Genomic DNA, 24,061 nt, shown 5'->3' with positions numbered 1-24,061 from the left:
TCGTCGGTGACCATTCAAAGATCATGAAAGCGACTCAGGCGCGTCCGACCGGTGTGGAACGCACCTTCGGGCCGGACGAGATCATCGTCACCAAGACCGATCCGCGGGGCATCATCACGTACGCCAATGAGGTCTTTCTGCGCACCTCGGCGCTCACCGAACCGGAGGCGGTCGGACTGCCGCACAACGTGATCCGGCACCCGGACATGCCGCGGGCGGTGTTCAAACTGCTGTGGGACACGCTCGGCCGGCGCGAGGAGATCTTCGCGTACGTGCTGAACCTGGCCGCCGACGGCGCCCACTACTGGGTCTTCGCCCACGTCACGCCGTCACTGTCGGCCGACGGCCGGGTCGTCGGCTACCACTCCAACCGGCGGCTGCCCCAGCCCGCCGCGGTGGCCGAGGTGCGCCGCCTCTACGACCGGATCCGGGCCGCGGAGCAACGACAGCCGTCCACACCGGCCGCGGTCGAGGCGGGCACACAGGCGCTCGCCGACGAGCTCGGTGACCAGACCTACGACGAATACGTCTGGGGCCTGACCAACGGAGCGGGGGCGTGACCGGCGACGTCCTGGCGCTGATCACCGATGTCTGCCGCCGGGCCGCCGCCGGGGACCTCGAGGCGCGCCTGCCCTCGATCGGCGACTCGCCCGAGGCCGTGGCCGCCCGGTCCGCCCTGAACAGCCTGCTCGACACGAGCGACGCGTTCCTGCGCGAAGCCGGCGCCGCCTCGGCCGCGGCCGCCGAGGGCCGTTTCCACCGGCGCATCCTCACCCGCGGTCTGCAGGGCGCCTTCCGGGACGCCGCCGGCGAGATGTCCTCGTCCTTCCGGGCCATGAGCGTCAGCGCCGACCAGGTGGCCGCGGCCGCCACCGCCCGGGTCGCGCTGGCCGACGAGCTCGAATCGGCCGTGCTGACCGTCTCGGAACAGGTGGCCACGGCGGCGACCGAGATGGGGGCCTCGGCGAACGGGCTGGCCGACTTCGCCCGCGAGGCGGTGTCCGAGGCCGAGCGGGGACTGACCACGGTCACCTCGCTGCGGAGCGCGTCGGACGAGATCCGTACGGCGGTGGATCTGATCAACCAGGTGGCGAAGCAGACCCGGATGCTCGCGCTCAACGCGACGATCGAGTCGGCCCGCGCCGGGGAGGCGGGACTCGGCTTCAGCGTCGTCGCCGATGAGGTCAAGACGCTGGCCACCGAGACGGGTTCGTCCAGTGCCGAGATCCTGGGTCAGGTCAACACCGTGCAGGAAGTGGCGCTGGACGCGGTGGCCGTGCTGGAGACGGTGACCAACAGCATCCGCGAGATGAGCGGGCTGGTGAACGGCATCGCCATCGCGGTCGACGGCGGCGGCGCACCCGGAACGGCCGGGTTGTCCCAGCTGGCCGAGGTGCTGCGTTCCGAGGTGAGCCGGTTCGTGACGACGGCCCGCGCTTCCTAGCCGGCCTGGAAGACCTCGTCGATCTCCGCACGCGTGGGCAGTGCGTTCGAGGCGCCCATCCGGCGTACGCAGGCCGCTCCGGCCGCATTGGCCCAGTGCACCGCCTCGACCAGGTCACGGCCCTCGCCCCAGGCCACGGCGAGCGCCCCGGTGAACGCGTCGCCGGCCGCCGTGGTGTCGGTGACCTCGACGTGGAACGCGGGCACGGCCTCGTCACGCCCCTCGCGGTCGGCATATCGCGAGCCCCCGCCGCCCAGGGTCAGCACCACCCGGGGCACCAGGGCGAGCAGGCCCGGTACGTCGATCTGGTCGCCCCCGGTCACGGCCAGCGCCTCGACCTCGTTGACGACCAGCAGGTCGATGGTGGCCAGCAGTTCCTCGGGCAGCGCGCGGGCGGGCGCCGCGTTCAGGATCATCCGGGTGCCGCCGTTGCGGGCCGCGCGGGCCGCCGCGACCACGGTCTCGACCGGGATCTCCTGCTGGCAGAGCAGCACGTCACCGGCGGCGATGGCGGACTCCTCGGCCGCGGTCAGCCCGACGAACGTGTTGTTGGCGCCCGGCGCGACCAGGATCGAATTTTCCCCCTGGTGGTCGACCATGATGACCGCGACCCCGGACGCGCCGTAGCTGGTGCGGACGTGCTGCATGTCGACGCCGGCGCCGTTGAGCCGGGCGTTCAGGTTGACCCCGAACGCGTCGGAGCCGATCGCGCCCAGGAACACGGTGTGGCCCCCGGCCCGGGTCGCGGCGATCGCCTGGTTGGCGCCCTTGCCGCCGGGCATCATCAGGAAGTCGTCGCCGAGCACGGTCTCGCCCGGCCGGGGCAGGCGCGGCGCCAGCCCGACCAGGTCCATGTTGGCGCTGCCGGCGACCACGATCCGCGGGGCCATGCCGGTCAGGCCGCCCGCGCCGCGTACCGGTCGCCGAACCGGTCGACGACCAGCGGCAGCCCGAACGTCTTGCTCAGGTTGTCGGCGGTCATCACCTCGCCCAGCAGCCCGGCCGCGACGATCGTGCCCTCGCGCAGCAGCAGGCCGTGGGTGAAGCCGGGCGGGATCTCCTCGACGTGATGCGTGACCAGCACCATGGCCGGCGAGTCGGGGTCGAGGGCGAGCTCGGTGAGCCGGGCGATGAGGTCTTCACGGCCGCCCAGGTCGAGGCCGGCGCCCGGCTCGTCGAGCAGCATCAGCTCGGGGTCGGTCATCAGCGACCGGGCGATCAGGGTGCGCTTGCGCTCGCCCTCGGAGAGCGTGCCGAACTCGCGCTCGGCCAGCGTGCCCATGCCGAGCTGATCGAGCAACTGGCGGGCGCGGGCCTCGTCCTGCGGGTCGTACTGCTCGCGCCAGCGGCCGACCACCGACCAGGCGGCCGTGACCACGACGTCGAGCACCCGCTCGCTCGGCGGCACACTCTCGGCGAACTGGCCGGTGGCCAGGCCGATGCGGGTGCGCAGCTCGTTGATGTCGGTGCGGCCGAGGCGCTCGCCGAGCACCCACGCCGCGCCGCGCGACGGGTGCAGCCGGCCCGAGGCGAGGTTGAGCGCCGTGGTCTTGCCGGCGCCGTTCGGACCCAGGATCACCCACCGCTCGTCCAGCTCGACCTGCCAGGTCAAGCCGCGGACCAGATGATTTCCGCCCCGGATCACACTGACCTGGTCGAAGGCAATGACGGTGTCTTCGTCGGGCTCTCGCACGCGTCCATCCAACCACGCACGCCGCGGTCGTCTCAGGCGGTGGTCGAACCGAACACCTCATCGCGTACGGCGCCGAGCGCGGTGTGCAGAGCGCCGTGCAGGACGGGCTCGGCCTCGACCCCGGTGATCACCACTTTGGGGTTGACCAGGGTGATCGACGCCACCTCGTTCTCGACCCGCGCGGCCAGCGCCGGGCCACCGGCCTGGGACACCTCGCCGGCCAGCACGACCAGCGGCGGGTCGAGGACCACGCAGGTCGCGGCCACGCCGAGCGCGAGCCGGCCGGCCAGCTCGTCGAGCACCGGCTCACCGGCCGGTCCGGCCTCGACGGCGTCGCGCACCACGTCGGCCGCCTCCACGCCCCGGAAGCCGTACTTCTTGCCGATCGCCTTGACCGCGTCGGCGCCGGCGATGCTCTGGAATGCGCCCCGCACGCCGCCCTTGGTCGCCTTGCGGCCCAGATGCCGGGGCACCTCGGCGCCGGCCACCGGCAGGAAGCCGATCTCGCCCGCCGCGCCCGTGCTGCCCTGGTGCAGGCGGCCGTCGATGACGCTGGCCAGACCGACGCCACGGCCGGCCCAGATCAGCACGAAGTCCTTGACGCCCGCGGCCGCGCCGGTGGTCGACTCGGCCACGGCGGCCATGTTGACGTCGTTGCCGAAGACCACCGTCGTGCTCAGGTCGCGGCGCAGGTCGTCGAGCAGGCCGCGGTGCCAGCGGGGCAGGTCCCAGGCGAACGAGATCTCGCCGCTCCCGGGGTCGACCAGACCCGGGGTGCCCAGCACGACCCGGCGTACGGAGGTCATGTCGGTGCCGGCGTCGGTCGCGGCCTGCACCACGGCGTCGTGCACCACGCCGACCGGGTCGTCGGTGTCCTTGGTGGACCGCTCGACCCGGCCGATGATCGAGCCGGTGATGTCGGCGCAGGCCGCGACCACCCGATCGGGGCCCACGTCGACGCCGATGACATGCGCGCTGCCGGGTGTCACCGCGTACAGCTGGGCATTGGGACCGCGGCCGCCGGCCTGCTCGCCGACCCGGCGCACGAGACCGCGCTGCTCGAGACGCTCCACCAGCTGGGACGCGGTGACCTTGCTCAGACCGGTCATCTCGCCGAGCTGGGCCCGGGTGAGCGGACCGCGGTTGAGCAGCAGTTCCAGCGCCGCGCGGTCGTTGAGCGCGCGCAGCAGCCGGGGCGTGCCCGGAAGGCGGGTGGAGGCCATGGCAGGATCCTCTACTTTTTAGGATAGTTTCCTATTAGATTAGCTGCGCCCCGTAATCGGGGCCGACACCGAGCGATCATGGCAGCTCGCGGGGTGTACAGACCAGACTTGCGTCACCGGAAGGACATCATGGCGATCGACCCCGCACTCCGCCGCCTCGCCCTCGGCACCCTGCTGGCGGCCTTCAAGGGTGGGAACGCTCCCGACTGGGCGGTCACCCTCCTGGGCGAAGGATTGGCAGGCCACACCCTCTTCGGCACCAACGTCGCGGACCCGGCCCAGGTGGCCGCGCTGACCGCCCGGCTGCGCGAAGGACGCCCCGACGCGCTGATCGCGATCGACGAAGAAGGTGGCGATGTCACCCGCCTCGCGCACCGCACCGGAAGCCCCTATCCGGGCAACGCGGCCCTCGGCGCGGTCGACGACGAGGAACTCACCCGGGCGGTGTACGCGGCGATCGGCGCCGACCTGGTGGCCGCCGGCGTCAACCTCGACCTGGCCCCCACCGTCGACGTGAACACGGCCGACGACAACCCGATCATCGGCACCCGCTCCTTCGGCGCCGACCCGCTGCTGGTGGCCCGGCACGCGCGGGCCGCCGTCGAAGGCCTGCAGTCGGTGGGCGTGGCGGCCTGCGCCAAACACTTCCCCGGCCACGGCGCGACGGTCACCGACTCGCACCTGTCCCTGCCGACGGTCGACGTCAGCCGCGAGATCCTCGAGACCCGCGACCTGCCCCCGTTCGCCGCGGTGGCCGGCGCGGCCCGGGCGGTGATGTCGGCCCACATCCGCGTGCCGGTGCTGACCGGCGATGACCCGGCCACCTTCAGCCGGGTCGCCCTGCAGGACCTGCTGCGCTCGACGCTCGGCTTCGACGGCGTGATCGTCACGGACGCCCTGGAGATGGCGGGCGCCGCGGCCGCCGCCGGTGGCATCCCGCAGGCGGCGGTCCGGGCCCTCGCGGCCGGCGCCGACCTGCTCTGCATCGGCGCCGAGGTCGACCACGAGCTGGTCGAGGCCGTCGTCGCCGCGATCGTCGAGGGCGTGCCGGCCGCGCGCCTGGAGGAGGCGGTCACCCGCAATACCGCGATGGCGTCGTGGACGGCCTCCCCGCGTACGGCATTGTCCGTCGCCGACGACCTCGGTTACGCCGCGGCCCGCCGGGCGGTGCGGGTCGAGGGTTCGCTGACCGAGCTGGGTTCGCCGCTGGTGGTGCAGCTGGCGTCGGGTTACTCGATCGCCGAGGGCCGGGTGCCGTGGGGCCTGGCGCCGCACCTGAACGGTGTGGAGCAGCTGGAGGTCGTGGCCGACTCGGCGTCGGCGGCCCAGTTGACGGCGCACGCGGGCTCGAGGCCGATCGTGGTGGTGGGCCGGCACAGCCACCGCCGGGAGTCGCACCGCGCGCTGATCGAGCAGCTGGCGGCGGCGCACACGGTGGGCGTGGTCGAGATGGGCTGGCCGTCGACGTGGCGGCCGACGCGGGCGCGGGCCTTTGTGACCACACATGGCGCGAGCCTGGCCAATGGGCGGGCCGCCGCCGAGGCGCTGGGCCTGGCCGCGCTGTAGCTGCCGATCTCGAAGTAGGCCAGGACCCGTCAGCCGATCACCAGCTGATCATCGAGGGGTTACTGGTAGTAGACACAGTCCCCGCCCTCCCAGGGGGCTCACCGCCTCGGCGGAATTGTCCCGCGTTTGGGCGATCTTCGGAGTCCCGGGCGAGCGGGGTTGTGGACAACGTCCGGGCTGTGGACGACGCGCGCGGCGCAGGGATCGCTCCTGCGCCGCGCCTTTGCGTTTGAGGCGCCGGTTTCACGATGCCGACCGCGCCGCATGCCCGGCCGGCGCCGCATCCACCTGGTGCCGCACTGCCGCCCCAACGACACCGCACACCGGCGCGGATGACTCACGCGTCACATCACTTGAACATGTTCAAGTCACGGGCTTAGTCTGTGGACGCAAAGTTGAACATGTTCGAGAAAGGCGGTCCGCGATGGACCCGAAGGTCTGGATGTACCTGGTCTACCTGCTCGTGAGCGTCGGCCTGACGATCTGGGTCGCCACCACGCTCTCGCGCAACGGCCTGGTCTTCCTGGTTGACGTGTTCGACGACGAGCGGCTGGCCAAGGCGATCAACCAGCTGCTGGTCATGGGGTTCTACCTGCTGAACCTCGGCTACGTGACCGTCACCATGCGGTCGGGCCAGACGATCACCGACACCAGCGAGGCCCTGGAGACGCTGTCGAGCAAGGTCGGCCTGGTGCTGCTCGTGCTGGGGGTTCTGCACTTCCTCAACGTGTTCTTCCTCGGCCGCTACCGCCGGGGCCGTCTCCGCCAGCAGCAGGCCGTCCCGCCGCTGCCCCCGGCCGGCCGCCTGCCGATGCACCCGCCGATGCCGCCCCAGGCCCCGCCGGCCCGGGCATGACAACACCGAGCACGGGCCCGGCCGAACGAGGGGGCGGCCGGGCCCTCCCCGCCGCGCCTGGCGGCCGGCGGATCGAGCGGTTCACCGTCCTCTACGACGCGGGCTGCCCGATCTGCCGGACCGCGCGCATGTGGCTCCAGGGGCGGGCCCAGCTCGTACCGCTGGAATTTGTGCCGGCCGGATCGGACGAGGCCCGGCGGCGGTTCCCGGGGCTCGACCATCAGGCCACGCTCCGGGACGTGACCGTCATCGGGAACGAGGGCTCGGTCTACACCGGCGAGGGAGCGTGGGCGGCCTGCCTCTGGGCCCTCGCCGATTACCGGGGCCTCTCGGAGCGGATGGGCTCGGGCGCGGCGAAGCGGTTCATCGCGGCGGCGTCGGCGGTCCGGGAGCGTACGCGAACGCAGGTGTTCGACGCGGTGGGCACGGAGGTGGGGTACTACGGTGACGGGTGTGACGACCGCTGCCGCTGAACCGGACCCCGCGGACAAACCCCGGCGGGCGCGGGGCGAGCAGACGCGTCAGCTGATCCTCGAGACGGCGCTGCGGCTGTTCCGCGAGCGGGGATACGCCGAGACGACCATGCGCGCGATCGCCAAGGAGGCCGGGGTCGCGGTCGGCAACGCGTACTACTACTTCGACTCCAAGGAACACCTGATCCAGGGGTTCTACGACCGGAACCAGGTCGCCCACCGGGCCGCCGCCCAGGAGGTGCTGGCGGCGGAGAAGGAACTGGCGCCCCGGCTGCGGGGGGTGCTGCACGCGGGCATCGACGTAAACGAGCCGTACCACTCGTTCGCCGCCACCTTCTTCAAGACGGCGGCCGAGCCGACCTCGCCGCTCAGCCCGTTCTCGAGCCAGTCGTCGCCGGCGCGCGAGGCCGCCATCGCGATCTTCCGGGACGTGGTCGAGGGCTCCAACGCCAAGCTCGACCCCGAGCTGCGCAAGGAGCTGCCGGAGCTGCTCTGGCTGGGCTGGATGGGCGTGATCCTCTTCTGGGTTTACGACAATTCGCCCGGCCAGCGGCGCACACGGCGCCTGATCGACGGCGCGGTCCCGCTGATCGACCGGCTGGTCTCGCTCTCCCGGCTGCGCGTGCTGCGACCGGCCCTGCGCCAGGTGCTGGCCCTGATCGAAACGGTCCGTAAAGACGACTGATCACCCTCGGTAACGCATGGCCGTCTTCACGGTGAGTAACTGACAAAAGGACTTTAAACCCTGCTGTCCAGAGATATCCGGATCTGTCGCCCGATCCGTGTTGTCCGAACGGCCATTTCGCGTACGGGATGCTTCCGGCGTCCGCCCGCCGGCACGTAGCGTTATGTCCGCAGGTGGGTCTGGGGACGTCGCGAATCGACTCGGCCTTCGGGACCAGATCGAGTCATCGCGACGCAGACGGTGAGCCGGGCGCGGCATGTGGATTTCGGGAGCAATCCGCCGCGACCCGGCTCACGCTGTCTCCACCGGCTTGAACCCTCGCAAGCGCAGGCTGTTCAGCACCACGAACACCGAGCTGAACGCCATCGCGGCACCAGCGATCATGGGGTTGAGCAGGCCGGCGGCGGCCAACGGAAGACCGGCGACGTTGTAGGCGAACGCCCAGAACAGATTGCCGCGGATGATGCCCAGGGTGCGCCGGGACAGCCGCACGGCATCCACGGCGGCGGTCAGATCCCCCCGTACGAGGGTGAGGTCCGACGCCTGGATGGCCACGTCGGTGCCCGCGCCCATCGCCAGCCCGAGATCGGCCTGGGCCAGCGCGGCCGCGTCGTTCACGCCGTCGCCGACCATGGCCACCGAGCGTCCCTGGGCCTGCAGCTGCTTCACTACGTCGACCTTGCCCGAGGGCAGCACCCCGGCCTCGACCTCGGTGATCCCGACCTCGGCCGCCACCGCCGACGCTACGGCCGGCGAATCACCCGTGACCAGCATCGGCGTCAGCCCCAGCCGGCGCATCCCGGCCACGGCGGCGGCACTCGTCGGCCGGACGGCGTCAGCCAGCGCGACCCACCCGAGGGGTTCCCCGTCCGCGGTGACCTCGACCCATGTGGCCGCCTCATCCCCCGAGCCCGCGGGCTTTCCGGCGGCCACCGCGATCTCACGACCTTCAACCTTTCCCCGTACGCCCACCCCGGCCGTCGCGTGGAATCCGGTGACCCCCGGCAGCGGCCCGGCGTCACGCGCCTTCTCGGTGATGGCCCGCCCGATCGGGTGCTCCGAGGCGGCCTCGACCGCTCCCGCCAGCCGCAACACCTCGCCGGGCTCATCGCCCGCAACGGAGGCCACCGACATCCGCCCGGTCGTGACCGTGCCCGTCTTGTCGAGGACGATCGTGTCCACGCGCCGGGTCGACTCCAGGGCTTCGACCCCGCGGATGAGGATCCCCATCTGGGCGCCGCGACCCGTGCCGACCAGCAGCGCGGTCGGCGTGGCCAGGCCCAGCGCGCACGGGCAGGCGATGATCAGCACGGCCACCGCGGCGGTGAAGGCGGCCGTCGCGCCCCGGCCGGTGCCCAGCCAGTAGCCGAGCGTCCCAACCGCCAGCGCGATCACCACCGGCACGAACACGCCCGAGATCCGGTCGGCCAGCCGCTGCACGGCCGCCTTGCCGTTCTGCGCCTCCTCGACCAGGCGGGCCATCTGGGCCAGCTGGGTGTCGGCGCCGACCCGGGTCGCCCGCACCACCAGCCGGCCGCCCGCGTTGATCGTCGCGCCGGTCACCGGGTCGCCCGCGCGCACCTCGACCGGAACCGACTCACCGGTCAGCAGGCTGACGTCGAGGGCCGACGACCCCTCCTCGACCACGCCGTCGGTGGCGACCTTCTCCCCCGGCCGTACGAGGAAAAGCGCACCCACCGTGAGATCGGCGGCCGGGACGACCCGCTCCTGGCCGTTCTCGAGGATCGTGACGTTCTTGGCGCCGAGCGAGAGCAGGGCCCGCAGGGCGTCGCCCGCATGCCGCTTGGCCCGCGCCTCCAGATAGCGCCCGGCCAGCAGGAACGTCGTCACACCGGCGGCCGCTTCGAGATAGATCGCGTCGCCCTCCCGCGCGGTGAGCGAGAACGGGTGGGACATGCCCGGCATGCCGGCGTCGCCCAGGAACAGCGCCCAGACCGACCAGGCGAACGCCGCCAGCGTGCCCATCGAGACGAGCGTGTCCATGCTGGCCGCGCCGTGCCGCAGATTGACGGCCGCGGACCGGTGGAACGGCCAGCCGCCGTACACCACAACCGGGGCGGCCAGGGTGAGCGACAACCACTGCCAGTAGTCGAACTGCCAGGCCGGAACCATCGCGAGCACGATGACCGGAACACTCAGCGCAGCCGAGATCACCAGCCGGTCGCGCAGCGTGTCCCTCGCGACCGCCGGTTCGGCCGCCTCAACGGGCTGCGGCTCGGCCGCGGTGTAGCCGGTCTTCTCGACCACGGCGATCAGGTCGGCCGCATCGAGCGAGGCGGGCACGGTCGCGCGCGCCTTCTCGGTCGCGTAGTTGACCGTCGCGGTGACGCCATCCATCCGATTCAGCTTCTTCTCGATGCGGTTGGCGCACGCGGCGCACGTCATCCCGCCGATCTCGAGCTCAATCACCCGCTCCATGCCACTACCCTATACCCCTTGGGGGTACCTGTAGCCGGAAGGGACCCGCCTCACACGGCGAAGGGGCCGCCCGAGGGCGACCCCTTCACGAGAACGGCGACGTCAGGACGCGGACGTCTTGACCAGGGTGCGGATCTGGCGGAGCAGGACCGACAGGGCCGCCAGCTCGGCGGGCGTGTCGGCGACGTTGCCCATGGCGTTGGACGCCCGGGCGATCGAGGCGGCGTTCACGCGCTCCCACTCGGAGATGCGCTCGTCGGCCGTCTCCTCCGACGACGTCGACTGCAGGACCTGGGCCGTCAGGGCGGCCAGGGCCGCGTACAGGTCGTAGCGCAACGCCATGCGGGCCAGCGTCTGCCAGCGGTCACCCCGCGGCAGGCGCGAGATGTGGGACAGCAGCTGGTCGATGTGGAAGCGCTCGGACAGGGCGAAGTAGATCCCGGCCACCTCGACCGGCGGCTTTCCGGTGCCGGCGCCGGTCTCGAGGATGTCGAGCAGGCCGAAACCGTAGTTGCACCAGGTCACCCGCTCGGCCAGGTCCATCGGCACGCCCTTGTCGACCAGCGTGGCGATGTGCTCGTCCATCGAGCGTCGTTCGATGCCGAGCAGCACCGACGGCATCTGCGGCAGCAGCGACTGCACGCCGGCGCCCAGCTTGGCGATCTCGCCGGCCACGTCGATCGGCGAGCGGCGCGTGCTCACCAGCCAGCGCACGGCCCGGTCGAGCAGCCGCCGTGACTCCAGGAAGACCAGCGTCTGCGCCTCGGTCGGCACCTGGTTGTCCAGCGCCTCGGCCTCGGCCCAGATGCCGGCCAGCCCGTACGCCTCCCGCACCACCGTGAACGCCCGGATCACGTCGGCCGCCGAGGCCCCGCTCTCCTCCATCGCCCGATAGACGAACGACGTGCCGCCGCGGTTGACCACCTCGTTGACCAGGACGGTCGCGATGATCTCGCGGCGCAGCCGGTGACCCGCCATCCGGCCCGCGCACCGCTCGCGCAACGGGGTCGGAAAGTAGCGGGACAGCACGTTGTTCGTCCACGCCTCGTCCACGATCTCGTCGGCCAGCACCTCCCGTTCGAGGCTGATCTTCACGTACGCCAGCAGCACCGCGAACTCCGGAGCCGTCAGCCCCTCACCGGCGTCGTCGCGGGCGGCCAGCTCGGCGTCGGTCGGCAGCGCCTCCAGCTCGCGGTTGAGCTGGCCGCTCGCCTCGAGGTCGTTGAGCATCCGCTGGTGCACCGGCAGCAGCGAGTGGGCCTGCGCCCGTGCGTTGCCCAGGGCGGTCGCCTGCTCGTAGTTGTCGCGCAGGACGAGCGCGGCCACCTCGTCGGTCATCTGGGCCAGCAGGTCGTCGCGCTCGGGCAGGGTCATCTCCCCGTCCGTCACCGCGCCGCCCAGCAGGATCTTGATGTTGACCTCGTGGTCGGAGCAGTCCACGCCGGCCGTGTTGTCGATGAAGTCGGTGTAGATGCGCCCGCCCGCCCGCGCGAACTCGATGCGCCCGCGCTGGGTGAGCCCCAGGTTGCCACCTTCGCCGACGACCCGTACGCGCAGATCGCCGCCGTTGATCCGGATCGCGTCGTTGGTCTTGTCACCCACGTCGGAGTGCGTCTCGGTGACCGCCTTGACGTAGGTGCCGATGCCGCCGTTCCACAGCAGGTCGACCGGCGCGCGCAGGATGGCCCGCATCAGCTCGACCGGGCTGATGGTGGCCGCGTCGCCGAGGTCCAGAGCCGCGCGCACCTCGGGTGAGACGGGGATCGATTTCGCCGTACGGGGATAGATCCCCCCGCCGGCCGAGAGCAGCGAGCGGTCGTAGTCGTCCCACGACGAGCGCGGCAGGTCGAACAGCCGCTGCCGCTCGGCGTGCGAGCTCGCCGCGTCGGGGGACGGGTCGAGGAAGATGTGCCGGTGGTCGAACGCGGCCACCAGCCGGATGTGCTCGCTGAGCAGCATCCCGTTGCCGAACACGTCGCCCGACATGTCGCCGACCCCGACCACCGTGAAGTCTTCCCGCTGGGTGTCGACGCCGAGGTCGCGGAAGTGCTTCTTGACCGACTCCCACGCGCCCCGGGCCGTGATGCCCATCTTCTTGTGGTCGTAGCCGGCCGAGCCGCCGCTGGCGAACGCGTCGCCCAGCCAGAACTCCTTCGACACCGAGATCTCGTTGGCGATGTCGCTGAACGTGGCCGTGCCCTTGTCGGCCGCCACCACCAGATAGGGGTCGTCGCCGTCGTGGCGAACCACGTCCCGGGGCGGGATGATCTTGCCGCTGAGGATGTTGTCGGTGACGTCGAGCAGAGCCGTGATGAACCGCTTGTAGCACTCCACCGCCTCGTCGCGGTCGCCCGGCTTCTGCTTGAGCACGAAGCCGCCCTTGGCGCCGACCGGCACGATCACCGCGTTCTTCACCATCTGCGCCTTGACCAGGCCCAGCACCTCCGTACGGAAGTCTTCCCGGCGGTCCGACCAGCGCAGGCCACCGCGGGCCACGGCGCCGAACCGCAGGTGCACACCCTCGAAGCGCGGCGAGTACACGAAGATCTCGTACTTGGGCCGGGGCTGCGGCAGGTCGGGAATGGCCTGCGGGTCGAGCTTGAAGGCCACGTACGACTTGGGCCGCCCGTCGGCACCCCGCTGGAAGAAGCTCGTGCGCAGCGTGGCCTGGATGAGCGTCAGATACGAGCGCAGGATCCGGTCCTGATCGAGGCTCTCCACGTCGTCGAGCAGCGAGGTGATCCGCTCGACCAGTTCGTCGGCCAGCCGGCCACGCTGGGCCTCGCCGGCCTCGAGCCGGGGCGAGAAACGGGTCTCGAACAGCCGGACGAGCAGGCGCGCGATCTCGGGGTAGGCGATGAACGTCGACTCCAGATAGCGCTGCGAGAACACCGACCCGGCCTGGCGCTGATATTTCGCGTATGCCCGCAGCACCACCACCTGCCGCCAGGTGAGCCCGGCCCGCAGCACCAGCTCGTTGAATCCGTCGACCTCGGCCTCGCCCCGCCAGGCGGCCGCGAACGCGTTCTCGACCTGCGGACGCACCTCGGCCAGCTCACGGTGCGCGGCCGGCGGGGTCAGTCCGAAGTCGTAGAGGTAGATCGTGCCGTCGGTGCGCCGGATCTCGTACGGGCGCTCGTCGACCACCTGGACACCGAGCGAGTGCAGCACCGGCAGCACGGCCGAGAGCATCATCGGTTCGCCGTAGCGGTAGACCTTGAACCGGATGTCGTGGTCGTCGGCCTCCAGCGCGCCGTCGCGGCCCGGTCGCCGCTTGCGGTAGAGGTGCATCTCGAGCTGCCCCTCCTCCTCCAGCAGCTCGAGTTTGGCGAGATCCTGCATTCCCTCGTACGGGGTATGACCGTCCTTGTAGCTCTCGGGGTAGGCCGTGGCGTAGCGCGAGAAGAGGTCGCGCGCCGCTTCTTCGCCCAGCTTGCGCTCGAGCACCAGCGAGAAGTCGTCGTCCCACATGCGGGTGGCGTCGGCCAGCATCTCGGCCAGCGTGTTGGGGTCGGTCTGGCCGGGCGGGTCGGCCGGGTCCGTACGCACGATGAAGTGCACCCGGGCCAGCATCCGCTCGGTCACCCGGGTCGTGTAGTCGACGCCCACACCGTTCAGCTCGCGGAGCAGGATCTCCTGCATGCGCAGCCGGTTGCCGGTGGTGAACCGGTCGCGCGGCAGATAGATCAGGCACGAGATGAAGCGGCCGTAGCCGTCGCGCCGCAGGAACAGGCGCAACTGCCGGCGTCCGGCCATGCGCAGGACACCGATCACCGCCTCGTACAGGTCATCGGTCTTGATCTGGAAGAGCTCGTCGCGCGGATACGTCTCCAGTATCTGCACGAGGTCCTTGCCGGAGTGGCCGCGCGGCGACAGGCCGGAGCGGTCGAGCACCTCGCGGACCTTGCGCTTGACCACCGGCAGTTCACGCACGCTGGTGCGGTAGGCCGACGACGAGAACAGGCCCAGGAACCGGCGCTCGCCGATCACCTCTCCGGCCTCGTCGAAGACCTTGACGCCGATGTAGTCGAGGTAGGCCGAGCGGTGCACGGTGGCCCGCGAGTTCGCCTTCGTGATCACCAGCAGGCGCTTCTCGAGGGCCCGCTGGAACGCCTCGTCGGCCATCGTGGAGAGCTTGCGCGGCTTGCTGTCGCCGCGCAGGATGCCCAGGCCGGTGCCTTCAACGGCGTTCAGCTCGTCGCCGTCCAGGTGGTACTCGCGGTAGCCGAGGAACGTGAAGTGGTCGTGGGCCAGCCACTTGAGCAGCTCGATCGAGTCGGTGACGTCCTTGTCGGGCACCGGCAGCTTGCGGTCGGAGCCCCGCGCGGCGGCCAGCTCGTCGGCGATCACCACCGCCCGCTGCCGCATCTTCTGCCAGTCCTCGACCGCGTCCCGGACGTCGGTCAAGACCCGCCGCACCTCGTTGAGCAGCTGGTCACGGGCCTCGGTGTTGCGGACCGGGTCGATCTCGATGCGGATCCAGCTCTCCACCAGATCGCCGTCGATCGCGTCGTCGGGCTCGACGTCGGCGCACAGCTCGTCGAGCGCGCCCAGCGGCTCGCGGCGCACCACGATCAACGGGTGCACCAGCAGATGCACCTGTTGCTGGTGGGCCGAGAGCAGGGCGATCACCGAGTCGACCAGGAACGGCATGTCGTCGGTGACGACCTGGAGGATCGTGTGGCATTGCGACCCGCCCGGCGGCGTGATCGCGAGTTTCAGCTCACCCGGGAGGCGCGTCGCGGCCAGCTCACGGTGGCTGATCGCGGCGTCGTACATCTCCTGCGGGGTGAGCCCCACCAGCTCTTCGTCCGGCGCGAACCGCCAATATCGTCCCACCAGGGAGGCGGTGGCATGGTCGTCGCCGGCCACCTCCACTGCCTGGGCGATGAGTCGTTCCCCGTTGGGCAACGTCTCGTCCAGCTCGCCCTCTTCGGCGCTGGCGCCGAGTCGGCCGGTCAGGGCCAGGCCCGGTCCGGCGATGAGATCGTGTTCGGCATCGGATTCAGTCGCTGCCTCGTCGGCGACAGCCATGGCCTGGTGCTCCCCTCACCCACGACACTGTGGGTTCGAACGTGTCGAAGGACAGCCTAAAGCCCCCCGCCGGGCCCTTGGACGGGCGCGGTGCGAACGGTCCGATGGGCGGGAGATTTGACCTATCTCACCGGAGGGGGGTCAGCGGAACGTGCATCGGTTCACTACCGTCACCAACGATCAGGGCGATACCCGGCGAAAGGGGTTCCCATGCACAGCGGTCCGTACCTTTCCGTACGCCGCGCGGTCGGGGCCGCCGTCACCTTGGCACTGGTGGCGGGCGGGCTGGCCGGGTGCTCGAAGGACGGCCCCGAGGGAACCCTCGACGACTTCGTGGCCGGGTGGCGCTCCGGCGACCTGAGCAAGGTGGGATTCGTCGGCGCCGACGGTGGCAAGATCGCGGCGCCGACCGTGCTCGAACAGATCAAGGCGGTCTCCGGCGACCTGGCCAAGCAGCCGCTCACGGTCACCGCCGCGGGCGAACCGAAGACCACCGGCGACAACGCGACCAGCACGCTCAAGCTCGACTGGACGCTGCCGGGCGACGTCAAGTGGTCGTACGAAAGCACCCTGCGACTGACCAAGCAGAACAGCGACGGCTGGCGGGTGGTGTGGGAACCGACGGTCCTGCACAGCGACCTCACCAGCGGCGACAAGTTCCAGGTGGCGCGTCTGAAGGCCGACCGCGCGAGCATCCTCGACGCCGCCGGCAAACCCATCGTCACCCCGCGCCCGGTCGTCATGATCGGGGTCGAGCCGCAGCGGGTCACCGACCTGGCCGCCCTGCGCACCGGGCTGGCCGCCGAGTTCAAGAAGATCGGCGTCACAGTCGACACGGCCAACCTCGGCGACCGCATCAAGAACGCTGACCCGGGCGCCTTCGTCGACCTCATCACGCTGCGCGAACCCGACTACACCAAGATCCGGCCCGGGCTGCGGGCGCTGAACGGCACGGTCTTCATCAAGGAAGATCGCGACCTCGCGCCGACCAGGGTCTTCGCCCGCGCACTGCTCGGCACGGTCGACGCCGCGACCGCCGAAGACATCGAGAAGAACCCGCAGACGCTCGTCCAGGGCGACACGGTGGGTCACGGCGGGCTCCAGCAGAAGTACGACACCCAGCTGCGCGGCACGGCCGGGGTGTCGGTGGCGATCAGCGGCGGCACCGACACCGAAGGGGACGCTCCCCGGGCTCTCTTCACCACCGATCCGGCGGCCGGCAAACCGGTCAGGACCACGATTGACGTACGCACCCAGGTCGCGGCCGATCAGGCGCTGTCCACTCAGAAGCAGCCCAGTTCCCTCGTCGCGATCAAGGTGAGCGACGGCTCGGTGCTCGCGGTGGCCAACGGCCCCGACGGCGGCACGGTCAACACGGCGCTGACCGGGCAGGTGGCGCCCGGCTCGACGTTCAAGGCGGTCTCGGCCTACGGGATCCTGCAGAAGAAGGTGGCGACGGCCGACACCACCGTGGCCTGCCCCAAGAACGCGGTCGTGAGCGGGCGCTCGTTCAAGAACTCCCACGACGAGGCGCTGGGCAACGTGCCGTTCCACGTCGACTTCGCCAAGTCGTGCAACACGGCGTTCGTGGGCCTGGCCCCCAAGCTGGGCGCCGACGGGCTGAAGGCGGCCTCCGAGGCGCTGGGCCTGGGCGGCAAGTGGGACCTGGGCGTCGACGCGTTCAGCGGCAAGCTCTCCCCCGCCGACAGCCCGACCGAACTGGCCGCGGCCGCCTTCGGACAGGGTGCGACCGCGGTCAGCCCGCTGGCCATGGCCGGCGCGACCGCGGCGATCGCACGCGGCCAGTTCAAGCAGCCGGCGCTGGTGCTCGAACCGGCCCCCGCCGCCCCCGCGGCCGACGGCGCCGCCCTCGACCCGGCGTCGGTGACGGCGTTGCGCAAGATGATGCGCGAGGTGGTCACGGCCGGCACCGGGACGGCCCTGCGCGACACCCCGGGCGGCGCGGTCTATGGCAAGACCGGCACGGCCGAGTTCGCCGAGGGCACGGAAGACACGCACTCGTGGTTCATCGGCTGGCAGGGCGACGTGGCGTTCGCGGTGATGGTCCAGAAGGGCGGGGCCGGCTCGGAGGCCGCCGTCCCGATCGTCGAGACCTTCCTCCGCAACCTGGCCAAGTAGCCCGTCCAACCGGCCCGGCCGTTATCCACAGTCCAGAGTTGTCCACAGCGGCCGGGCAGCCGCCTCCCGGAGATCGCCCGATGGCGCCACAATCGTGGGCGCAGGGGTTCTTCGGGGAGAGTGAGTCCAGCCAGAGGCGCTGGACTGCTGGGTGGCGCAGGCGTTGGCCGGCTTGTTGCTCAGGCGATGTCGGCTGGGGTGCCCGTGCCGAGGTCGAAAGCGGGGCGCTGAGCCGGCAGCGAGAACGGCTCGTCCTCCGGAGTGCGCGGACGCAGCATGCCGGGGCGGGTCGCGGGCAGCGGCTCGGAGTCGAGAAGCGGCGCCTGACCGAGAGGCCGGGGCACGAGCCGTCGCGCGGCCTCCTCGGCAGCGCCGGCTTTGTCGCCCGGTTCGCCGCTGTCCAGCTCGGGGTCGCCCTCCAGTTCGCCGCTACCGAGCGGCCCGTCATTGCCGTCCAGCTCGTCGCCGGCCTGCGGCCCGCCGTCGTCGCCCAGCTCGCCACTGACAACCGGCCCGCCGTCGTCATCCAGCTCGCCACTGACAACCGGCCCGTTGTCGTCGCCCAGCTCATCGCTTACAACCGGCCAGCCATCGTCATCCAGCTCGCCACTGACAACTGGCCCGCCATCGTCGCCCAGTTCACCGCTCACGACCGGCCCGCCGTCGTCGCCCAGCTCGCCACTGACGACCGGCCCGCTGTCGTCGTCCAACGCATCACTGGCGACCGCTTCGTTCCCGGCGGCTTCTTCGGCCGATTCGCCGTGTGCTGACTCGCTGCTGTTGGCCGGGGTGTTGTCGTCAATCGGGTCGCTGCCGGCGGCCCAGTGGTCCGTCGGCTCGGCCGAACCTGACTCGGCGTCGGCCGCTTCCTCGGACGCGTTCTCCGGCGCGGAGGCCTCCGAACCCTCGGACGTGAACTCGTCCGCCTCCTCGACCCCCATCAGGGTCGAAGCGGGGACGGCCACCTCCTCGGGCGCCTCGGGAAGCCCCTCCGACATTCCGGCCGCGGCCAACGGCACGCTCTCGGCCGCTGCGGAGGCCCGGCGCTGCTCACGCTCGTGCTCGTCGTCCACGGAGGCGGAGGCGGCCGGACGCCGCAACCCGCCGGGTCGCAGCCCAGCACGATTGAGACCGGCTATCAACGATTCGTCCCGCCCGACTCGCGGCGGCCCGGACCGCGGCCGGATCACACCGGCCACACCAGACTCGTCGCGGTCGAGACCACCCCGGTCGAGACCACCCCGGTTCAGGCCCGCAAGCAGCGCATCCGCCCGGCCGAAGCCCGAACCAAGTCGTCCCGGCCGAGCCACATCAGAGTCAGCGTCATCCGCCGCCCGACCAAAACCCGAGCCCAACCGCCCCGACCGAGCCACATCAGAATCAGCATCATCCGCCGCCCGACCAAGGCCCGAGCCCAACCGCCCCGGCCGAGCCACATCAGAATCAGCGTCATCCGCCGCCCAGCCAAGGCCCGAACCCAACCGCCCCGACCGAGCCACATCAGAATCAGCATCGTCCGCCGCCCAGCCAAGGCCCGAACCCAACCGCCCCGACCGCGCCACATCAGAATCAGCATCATCGGCCGCCCGGCCAAGGCCTGGACCAAGTCGTCCCGGCCGTGCCACGTCAGAGTCAGCATCGTCATCGGGATGACCAGCACCCGGCCCCAGTCGCCCGGGCCGCGCCATGTCGGTGTCGGCATCGTCTGAGCCCGCCGGGCGCAGCCGGCCCGCTTCTACGGCGCCGGCGACGGAATCCTGGGCCGCCCGGTCGAACACGGGCGGCGTCGGCCCCAACCGGCCCGGCACGGCGCCATCAGGATCGGAGACGGCGACGTCGGAAGCGGCGGGGGCGTTCAGGTCGGCGCGGGCCGCGATCAGGTCGGGGCGTGGGGTCACCGTGTGGGCGTTGGCCAGGCCGGCGGTGACGGCGCTGACGATCTCGGCCGCGTACGTGCCGTCGGGGTCGTAGTCGGGGTCGAAGACGGTGATCTCGACGCCCAGGCAGTGCGGCGACTCGACGAGCCCGGCCAGCAGAATCTCGAGCTCGGGAAAGGCTATCCCCCCGGGCGAAGGGGCGTCGACGGCCGGCATCACCGCGGGGTCGAGGACGTCGACGTCGATGTGCACCCAGTAGCCCGCGCAGTCGACCAGCTGGTCGCGGGCCCACTGGGCGCTGCGCGCGGCGCCCTCGACGCGCAGCGCCGGCACCGGGCGGGTCACGATGCCCGCGGCCTGCAGGTCGAGGCGGTATTCGTCCTGGGCGCGGATGCCCATCACCACGACGTCGACGTCGCGGAAATATGGCCGCCGGCCCTCGATCGCGGCCAGGTCGGCCTGGCCGCGGCCGGTCACCAGGGCGAGGTCTTCCCCGGCGGCCGCACCCACATAGGAGGCGTTGCCGGGGTGCCGGAAGTCGGAGTGGCCGTCGACGAAGATCAGGCCGATGCGCCCGCCCACCGACTCGCCGAGCCGGTGCATGGCCAGGCCGGAGCCGAGCACGATCGAGCAGTCGCCGCCGAGGACCACCGGGAACTCGCCCGCGTCGAGGATCGCCCCGATGCGGTCGGCGAGCCGGCGCGAATACGTCGCGATCTGCTGCGCGTGGGCCACCCCGTCGCCCGGCCGCCAGTCGCCCGCGTCGTAGCGGGGCGGGGTCAGGCAGCCGGCGTCACGGGCGTTGAGCTTGCTGATCAGACCGTGGTCGCGGAGCGCTCCGGGCGCCTTGGCGCAGCCCGGCACCGATGTCGCGGTCGGCGGGCGCAGACCGAGATTGGACGGTGCGTCAAGGACGGCGATGCGGCGCACGGAGCGGCTCCCTGGCTAGAAGAGGGCGCTGGCCAGGGCCCGTCGGGCGCCGGCCACCGCGGGATCGTCGGGGCCGGCCACGCTGAACAGCGAGAGCAGGTGCTTGCGTACGGCGTCACGGTCGTCCCCGGAGGTGCGCCTGACGAGCGCGACGAGCCGAGCGTAGGCCTTGTCCGCCTCCCCGCTCAGCACCTCGATGTCGGCGGCGAGCCGTTGAGCGTCGATGTCGTCGGGCGACGCGTCGGCCTTGGCCACGGCGGTCGCCGGGTCGGCTCCGGTGATGCGGCGGTAGAGCTCGACCTGGGCCAGTCCCGACTCGGCGGCCGCGTCGGCCGGGTGCTCGGCCAGGATCTTGCGGTAGGCCGCCTCGGCCTCGTCGAGGTCGCCACCCATGAGAGCGTCGTCGGCCGCGTCGAGCCGCGGGTCGGCCGGGGCCTCGACGGAGACGCCGCCGGCCTTGAGCACCGCGTCGATGTACTGCTTGACCTGAGCCTCGGGCAGCACCCCGGTGAAGCCCTCGACGAGCTGGCCGTTGACGACCGCGACCACCATCGGGATGCCCTGCACCCGCAGCGCCTGGGCGAGGCGGGGGTTGGCGTCCACATCGACCTTGCCGAGCACCCAGGAGCCGCCGCCCGCGTGGGCCAGCCGCTCGAGGATCGGCGACAGCTGCTTGCAGGGCTCGCACCAGTCGGCCCAGAAGTCGAGGACGACCGGGGTGCTCAGGGACCGCTCGAGCACGGTGCTCTGGAAGTTGGCCTCGGTGACGTCGATGATCGTCTCGGGGGCCAGGCCGCCGGGCAGGCCGCCCGGGATGGTGCCGGACGGGCCGTCGTCGGCCGTGCGCGGGGCACCCTCGGCGGGCGCGGGATTCTTCGCCGGCGCGGGGGCCGGGGCGCGCAGCGCGCTGAGATCGACCGCGCCGCGGGTGAAGATCGACGGAGTGGTCCGTGGGTCGCTCATGGTTACCTAGTCTCGCACGCAGACAAGGCGCTCCGCCGCGCCGATATCGGACGTCACAGGAGCGTGTTTCCGCCGATCCTCGGCCCTGCCGGACGGTTACGCAAGATCCGCCCGACCGGCGAGGCTTTTGTCCGATTCGATCTAGAACCGCGCCGGCTCCCGGTAGATGCCCCACTCGTCCTTCAGCACCCCGCAGATCTCCCCCAGGGTCGCCTCGGCGCGCGCCGCCTCGAGCATGGCCGGGATCATGTTCTCCCCCGTGCGGGCCACTTCCACCATGCGGTCGAGAGAGGCCTTTACCCGTACGGGATCACGCTCTGACCGCCGTGACCCGAGCGCGCGGTTCTGCTCGATCTCGACCTCGTGGGACACCCGCAGGATCTCGAGCTCCTTGGCGACCGTGGCGGTGTGCACGTTGACCCCGACCGTCCGCTTGTCGCCTTTCTCGACGGCCTGCTGATAGGCGAACGCCGCCTCGGCGATGTGGGCCGTGAACCAGCCGTCCTCGATGCCGCGCAGAATGCCCGCGGTGATGCTGCCGTCGTCGCCCAGTTCCCGGATGCGGGCGAAGATCTCTTCCGCCTCGGCCTCGATCCGGTCGGTCAGCTCTTCCAGATACCAGGAGCCGCCGAGCGGGTCGGCCACGTTGACCACACCGGTCTCTTCCATGATCACCTGCTGCGTCCGCAGGGCGATCTCGGCCGACTCGTCAGTGGGCAATGCCAGCGTCTCGTCGAGCGCGTTGGTGTGCAGCGAATTGGTGCCACCCAGCACGGCGGCGAGCGCTTCCACCGCCGTACGGACGACGTTGTTGACCGGCTGCTGCGCGGTGAGCGAAACCCCCGCCGTCTGCGTGTGGAACTTCAGCCACAACGCCTTCTCGCTGGTCGCACCGTAGTCGTCGCGCAGATGGCGGGCCCAGATGCGACGCGCGGCCCGGAACTTGGCGATCTCTTCGAAGAAGTCGACGTGGGCGTCGAAGAAGAAGCTGAGCCCCGGCGCGAACTGGTTGACGTCGAGCCCCCGCGACAGCCCCAGCTCGACATAGCCGAAGCCGTCGGCCAGCGTGTACGCCAGTTCCTGCGCGGCGGTCGAGCCGGCCTCGCGGATGTGGTAGCCGCTGACCGACAGCGGCTTGTACTTCGGGATCTCCCGAGCGCAGTACTCCATGAGGTCGCCGATCAGGCGCAGATGCGGCTCGGGCTGGAACAGCCACTCCTTCTGCGCGATGTACTCCTTGAAGATGTCGGTCTGCAGCGTGCCGTCCAGCTTGTGCAGGTCGGCGCCTTGCCGCTCGGCCGCCACCAGATACATCACGAAGACCGGCACAGCCGGCCCCGAGATCGTCATGCTGGTCGTGGTCTTCTCGAGGTCGATGCCGTCGAAGAGCACGTCCATGTCGGCCGCCGAGTCGATCGCGACCCCGCAGTGCCCGACCTCACCCAGCGACTGCGGGTCGTCGGAGTCACGCCCCATCAGCGTCGGCATGTCGAACGCGACGCTCAGCCCACCCCCACCGGCGGCCAGAAGCATCTTGTAGCGCTCGTTGGTCTGCCGCGCGTTGCCGAAGCCCGAGAACTGGCGAATGGTCCAGGTGCGCCCGCGATATCCGGTCGGATAGAGCCCCCGCGTGTACGGAAATTCCCCCGGCCACCCGATGCGGTCGAACCCCGGCCAGTCCACCCCGGCGGGCGGCCCATAGACCGGTTCGACCGTCGCACCGGAGAGCGTCGTGAAGTCGGCGTCCCGCTTGCGAGCGGCGTCATAGCGCCGTTGCCAGCGCTCCCGTCCCGCAGCGATCTCGGCAGAGTCCATGCCCGCCATCCTAGAGCGAAACCTGAACGATCGCTAAGGCCAATCCTCGCCAAGATCGCCCGTACGGCCATCCCAAACCCCCACCCGCATGGAGGATGTTTGGTGAGCACCACCGGTCGTGGGTTCGACCCGCCCGCCCGCTTACTTCGGGTCCTGGATGGGATCTGTCGGCCCTGGTCCGGAGGTGCTCGTCGCATTCACCGGTCGTGGCGTGTGACTTCATAGGAGCCTGGCCAGAGGCCCCAAGTCTGTCGTGTCCGCGTTGCCCGGCTGGCGCGTGCCGCCCTGCCCCTACAGCCGGAAACGACCGGACGATGGCTTGCATTACACCCGAGATCTCCGCGTTCGACGTCGCTGGTGGCGTCGACACCCACACCGCCGCCGTGATCGACCAGGTCGGCCGGGTACTGGGCACCGATCAGCTCCCCGCCGACGCCGCGGGATACGCGGCCCTGCTGGCCTGGATGCGCAGCTTCGGCCGACTGGGACCGGTCGGGGTCGCTTGAAAACGCTTTCCGCGGCGACAGGACAGGACGGCGGACGGCCCGCCAGGCGTGCGGCGTCGCTGGTATCGGTGACTGCCGCTGCCTGCGGTGGTGCTTGCCGGCTGCGCGGCTCGCCAGGCGCGCGGCGTCGCGGTCACGGGTCACTGCCGCCCTTGCGGTGCGTGCCTGGTTGCCAGGCGCGCGGCGTCGTGGTTGCGGTCACTGCCGCCCCTCGCCGTGCGTGCCTGGTTGCGCGGCTTGCCAGGCGCGCGGCGTCGTGGCCACGGTCACTGCCGCCCCTCACGGTCCGTACCTGGTTGCGCGGCTTGCCAGGCGCGCGGCGTCGTGGCCACGGTCACTGCCGCCCCTCACGGTCCGTACCTGGTTGCGCGGCTTGCCAGGCGCGCGGCGTCGTGGCCACGGTCACTGCCGCCCCTCA

At 71.2% G+C, this 24,061-nt stretch carries 15 protein-coding genes and 1 pseudogene; 8 read left to right on the top strand and 8 right to left on the bottom strand.

The genetic code is table 11. From position 1 onward, the window contains the following. Nucleotides 1–23: 23 nt before the first annotated feature. Together JIG36_RS18010 and JIG36_RS54065 are read left to right on the top strand one after the other, a co-directional pair. Nucleotides 24–560 (top strand): PAS domain-containing protein, encoded by a 537-nt coding sequence (locus tag JIG36_RS18010; protein WP_203377495.1) that lies wholly within the window; start codon nucleotides 24–26, stop codon nucleotides 558–560. Continuing rightward, nucleotides 557–1,444, top strand: coding sequence for a methyl-accepting chemotaxis protein (locus JIG36_RS54065; RefSeq protein ID WP_203377494.1), 888 nt, complete (start codon nucleotides 557–559; stop codon nucleotides 1,442–1,444). The genes JIG36_RS18010 and JIG36_RS54065 overlap by 4 nt, the downstream gene beginning before the upstream one ends. On the opposite strand, the gene JIG36_RS18000 is transcribed toward JIG36_RS54065, so the two are convergent. From JIG36_RS18000 to JIG36_RS17990, 3 genes are read right to left on the bottom strand one after another with little or no spacing between them, the layout of a single operon-like run. Further along, complete coding sequence (locus JIG36_RS18000) at nucleotides 1,441–2,334, bottom strand: ribokinase (RefSeq protein WP_203377493.1); 894 nt, start codon at nucleotides 2,332–2,334, stop codon at nucleotides 1,441–1,443. The two genes, JIG36_RS54065 and JIG36_RS18000, sit on opposite strands and share 4 nt — an antisense overlap. Nucleotides 2,335–2,339: 5 nt before the next feature. Continuing rightward, on the bottom strand, nucleotides 2,340–3,137 hold the full coding sequence (locus tag JIG36_RS17995) for an ABC transporter ATP-binding protein (protein ID WP_203377492.1): 798 nt from the start codon (nucleotides 3,135–3,137) through the stop codon (nucleotides 2,340–2,342). 32 nt (nucleotides 3,138–3,169) lie between these two features. Further along, entirely contained in the window at nucleotides 3,170–4,360 is a 1,191-nt protein-coding gene (locus JIG36_RS17990) for an ROK family transcriptional regulator (RefSeq protein WP_203377491.1), read from the bottom strand. Nucleotides 4,361–4,489: 129 nt separating this feature from the next. Here JIG36_RS17990 and JIG36_RS17985 point away from each other — a divergent pair, with 129 nt between their 5' ends. From JIG36_RS17985 to JIG36_RS17970, 4 genes are all read left to right on the top strand, one after another. Continuing rightward, on the top strand, nucleotides 4,490–5,926 hold the full coding sequence (locus JIG36_RS17985) for a glycoside hydrolase family 3 N-terminal domain-containing protein (RefSeq protein ID WP_203377846.1): 1,437 nt from the start codon (nucleotides 4,490–4,492) through the stop codon (nucleotides 5,924–5,926). Between the two features lie 424 nt (nucleotides 5,927–6,350). After that, on the top strand, nucleotides 6,351–6,782 hold the full coding sequence (locus JIG36_RS17980) for a hypothetical protein (RefSeq protein ID WP_203377490.1): 432 nt from the start codon (nucleotides 6,351–6,353) through the stop codon (nucleotides 6,780–6,782). Then, entirely contained in the window at nucleotides 6,779–7,255 is a 477-nt protein-coding gene (locus tag JIG36_RS17975; RefSeq protein WP_203377489.1) for a thiol-disulfide oxidoreductase DCC family protein, read from the top strand. Before JIG36_RS17980 ends, JIG36_RS17975 begins: the two co-directional genes overlap by 4 nt. Continuing rightward, nucleotides 7,236–7,940 (top strand): TetR/AcrR family transcriptional regulator, encoded by a 705-nt coding sequence (locus JIG36_RS17970; protein WP_203377488.1) that lies wholly within the window; start codon nucleotides 7,236–7,238, stop codon nucleotides 7,938–7,940. Before JIG36_RS17975 ends, JIG36_RS17970 begins: the two co-directional genes overlap by 20 nt. Before the next feature lie 291 nt (nucleotides 7,941–8,231). Here the strand turns inward: JIG36_RS17970 and JIG36_RS17965 are convergent, their stop codons facing one another. Together JIG36_RS17965 and JIG36_RS17960 are read right to left on the bottom strand one after the other, a co-directional pair. Continuing rightward, nucleotides 8,232–10,379, bottom strand: coding sequence for a heavy metal translocating P-type ATPase (locus JIG36_RS17965; protein ID WP_203377487.1), 2,148 nt, complete (start codon nucleotides 10,377–10,379; stop codon nucleotides 8,232–8,234). 102 nt (nucleotides 10,380–10,481) lie between these two features. Further along, on the bottom strand, nucleotides 10,482–15,413 hold the full coding sequence (locus JIG36_RS17960; RefSeq protein ID WP_203377486.1) for an NAD-glutamate dehydrogenase: 4,932 nt from the start codon (nucleotides 15,411–15,413) through the stop codon (nucleotides 10,482–10,484). Nucleotides 15,414–15,623: 210 nt separating this feature from the next. Here JIG36_RS17960 and JIG36_RS17955 point away from each other — a divergent pair, with 210 nt between their 5' ends. Then, entirely contained in the window at nucleotides 15,624–17,552 is a 1,929-nt protein-coding gene (locus tag JIG36_RS17955) for a penicillin-binding transpeptidase domain-containing protein (RefSeq protein WP_203377485.1), read from the top strand. A 1,676-nt stretch (nucleotides 17,553–19,228) separates the two neighbouring features. Here the strand turns inward: JIG36_RS17955 and JIG36_RS17950 are convergent. From JIG36_RS17950 to icmA, 3 genes and pseudogenes are all read right to left on the bottom strand, one after another. Then, nucleotides 19,229–20,359 (bottom strand): annotated as a pseudogene (locus JIG36_RS17950) (arginase family protein); the annotation flags it as partial. Nucleotides 20,360–20,374: 15 nt separating this feature from the next. Next, the gene (locus JIG36_RS17945) at nucleotides 20,375–21,322 is read right to left on the bottom strand and encodes a tetratricopeptide repeat protein (protein ID WP_203377484.1); all 948 of its coding nucleotides are present in this window, start codon (nucleotides 21,320–21,322) and stop codon (nucleotides 20,375–20,377) included. 141 nt (nucleotides 21,323–21,463) lie between these two features. After that, a complete protein-coding gene (icmA, locus tag JIG36_RS17940) occupies nucleotides 21,464–23,137 on the bottom strand; it encodes a coenzyme B12-dependent isobutyryl-CoA mutase large subunit (RefSeq protein ID WP_203377483.1) in 1,674 nt (557 codons plus the stop codon). A gap of 314 nt (nucleotides 23,138–23,451) precedes the next feature. Between icmA and JIG36_RS17935 the strand changes: the two genes are divergently transcribed. Further along, a complete protein-coding gene (locus tag JIG36_RS17935) occupies nucleotides 23,452–23,643 on the top strand; it encodes a hypothetical protein (RefSeq protein ID WP_203377482.1) in 192 nt (63 codons plus the stop codon). Nucleotides 23,644–24,061: the final 418 nt, after the last annotated feature.

It is taken from the genome of Paractinoplanes ovalisporus (assembly GCF_016834655.1).
Classification (GTDB): domain Bacteria; phylum Actinomycetota; class Actinomycetes; order Mycobacteriales; family Micromonosporaceae; genus Actinoplanes; species Actinoplanes ovalisporus.
Note: the sequence above shows the minus strand (reverse complement) of the source record. Positions and strands in the feature narration are given on the sequence as shown.

What these genes read in the sequence shown, in the direction of transcription:
- JIG36_RS17985 (WP_203377846.1), top strand. Translation starts at nt 4,490, where the DNA reads ATGGCGATCGACCCCGCACTCCGCCGCCTCGCCCTCGGCACCCTGCTG.
- JIG36_RS17945 (WP_203377484.1), bottom strand. Translation starts at nt 21,322, where the DNA reads ATGAGCGACCCACGGACCACTCCGTCGATCTTCACCCGCGGCGCGGTC.
- JIG36_RS17990 (WP_203377491.1), bottom strand. Translation starts at nt 4,360, where the DNA reads ATGGCCTCCACCCGCCTTCCGGGCACGCCCCGGCTGCTGCGCGCGCTC.
- JIG36_RS17955 (WP_203377485.1), top strand. Translation starts at nt 15,624, where the DNA reads ATGCACAGCGGTCCGTACCTTTCCGTACGCCGCGCGGTCGGGGCCGCC.
- JIG36_RS17975 (WP_203377489.1), top strand. Translation starts at nt 6,779, where the DNA reads ATGACAACACCGAGCACGGGCCCGGCCGAACGAGGGGGCGGCCGGGCC.
- JIG36_RS18010 (WP_203377495.1), top strand. Translation starts at nt 24, where the DNA reads ATGAAAGCGACTCAGGCGCGTCCGACCGGTGTGGAACGCACCTTCGGG.
- JIG36_RS17965 (WP_203377487.1), bottom strand. Translation starts at nt 10,379, where the DNA reads ATGGAGCGGGTGATTGAGCTCGAGATCGGCGGGATGACGTGCGCCGCG.
- JIG36_RS17960 (WP_203377486.1), bottom strand. Translation starts at nt 15,413, where the DNA reads ATGGCTGTCGCCGACGAGGCAGCGACTGAATCCGATGCCGAACACGAT.
- JIG36_RS17980 (WP_203377490.1), top strand. Translation starts at nt 6,351, where the DNA reads ATGGACCCGAAGGTCTGGATGTACCTGGTCTACCTGCTCGTGAGCGTC.
- JIG36_RS17935 (WP_203377482.1), top strand. Translation starts at nt 23,452, where the DNA reads ATGGCTTGCATTACACCCGAGATCTCCGCGTTCGACGTCGCTGGTGGC.
- icmA (WP_203377483.1), bottom strand. Translation starts at nt 23,137, where the DNA reads ATGGACTCTGCCGAGATCGCTGCGGGACGGGAGCGCTGGCAACGGCGC.
- JIG36_RS18000 (WP_203377493.1), bottom strand. Translation starts at nt 2,334, where the DNA reads ATGGCCCCGCGGATCGTGGTCGCCGGCAGCGCCAACATGGACCTGGTC.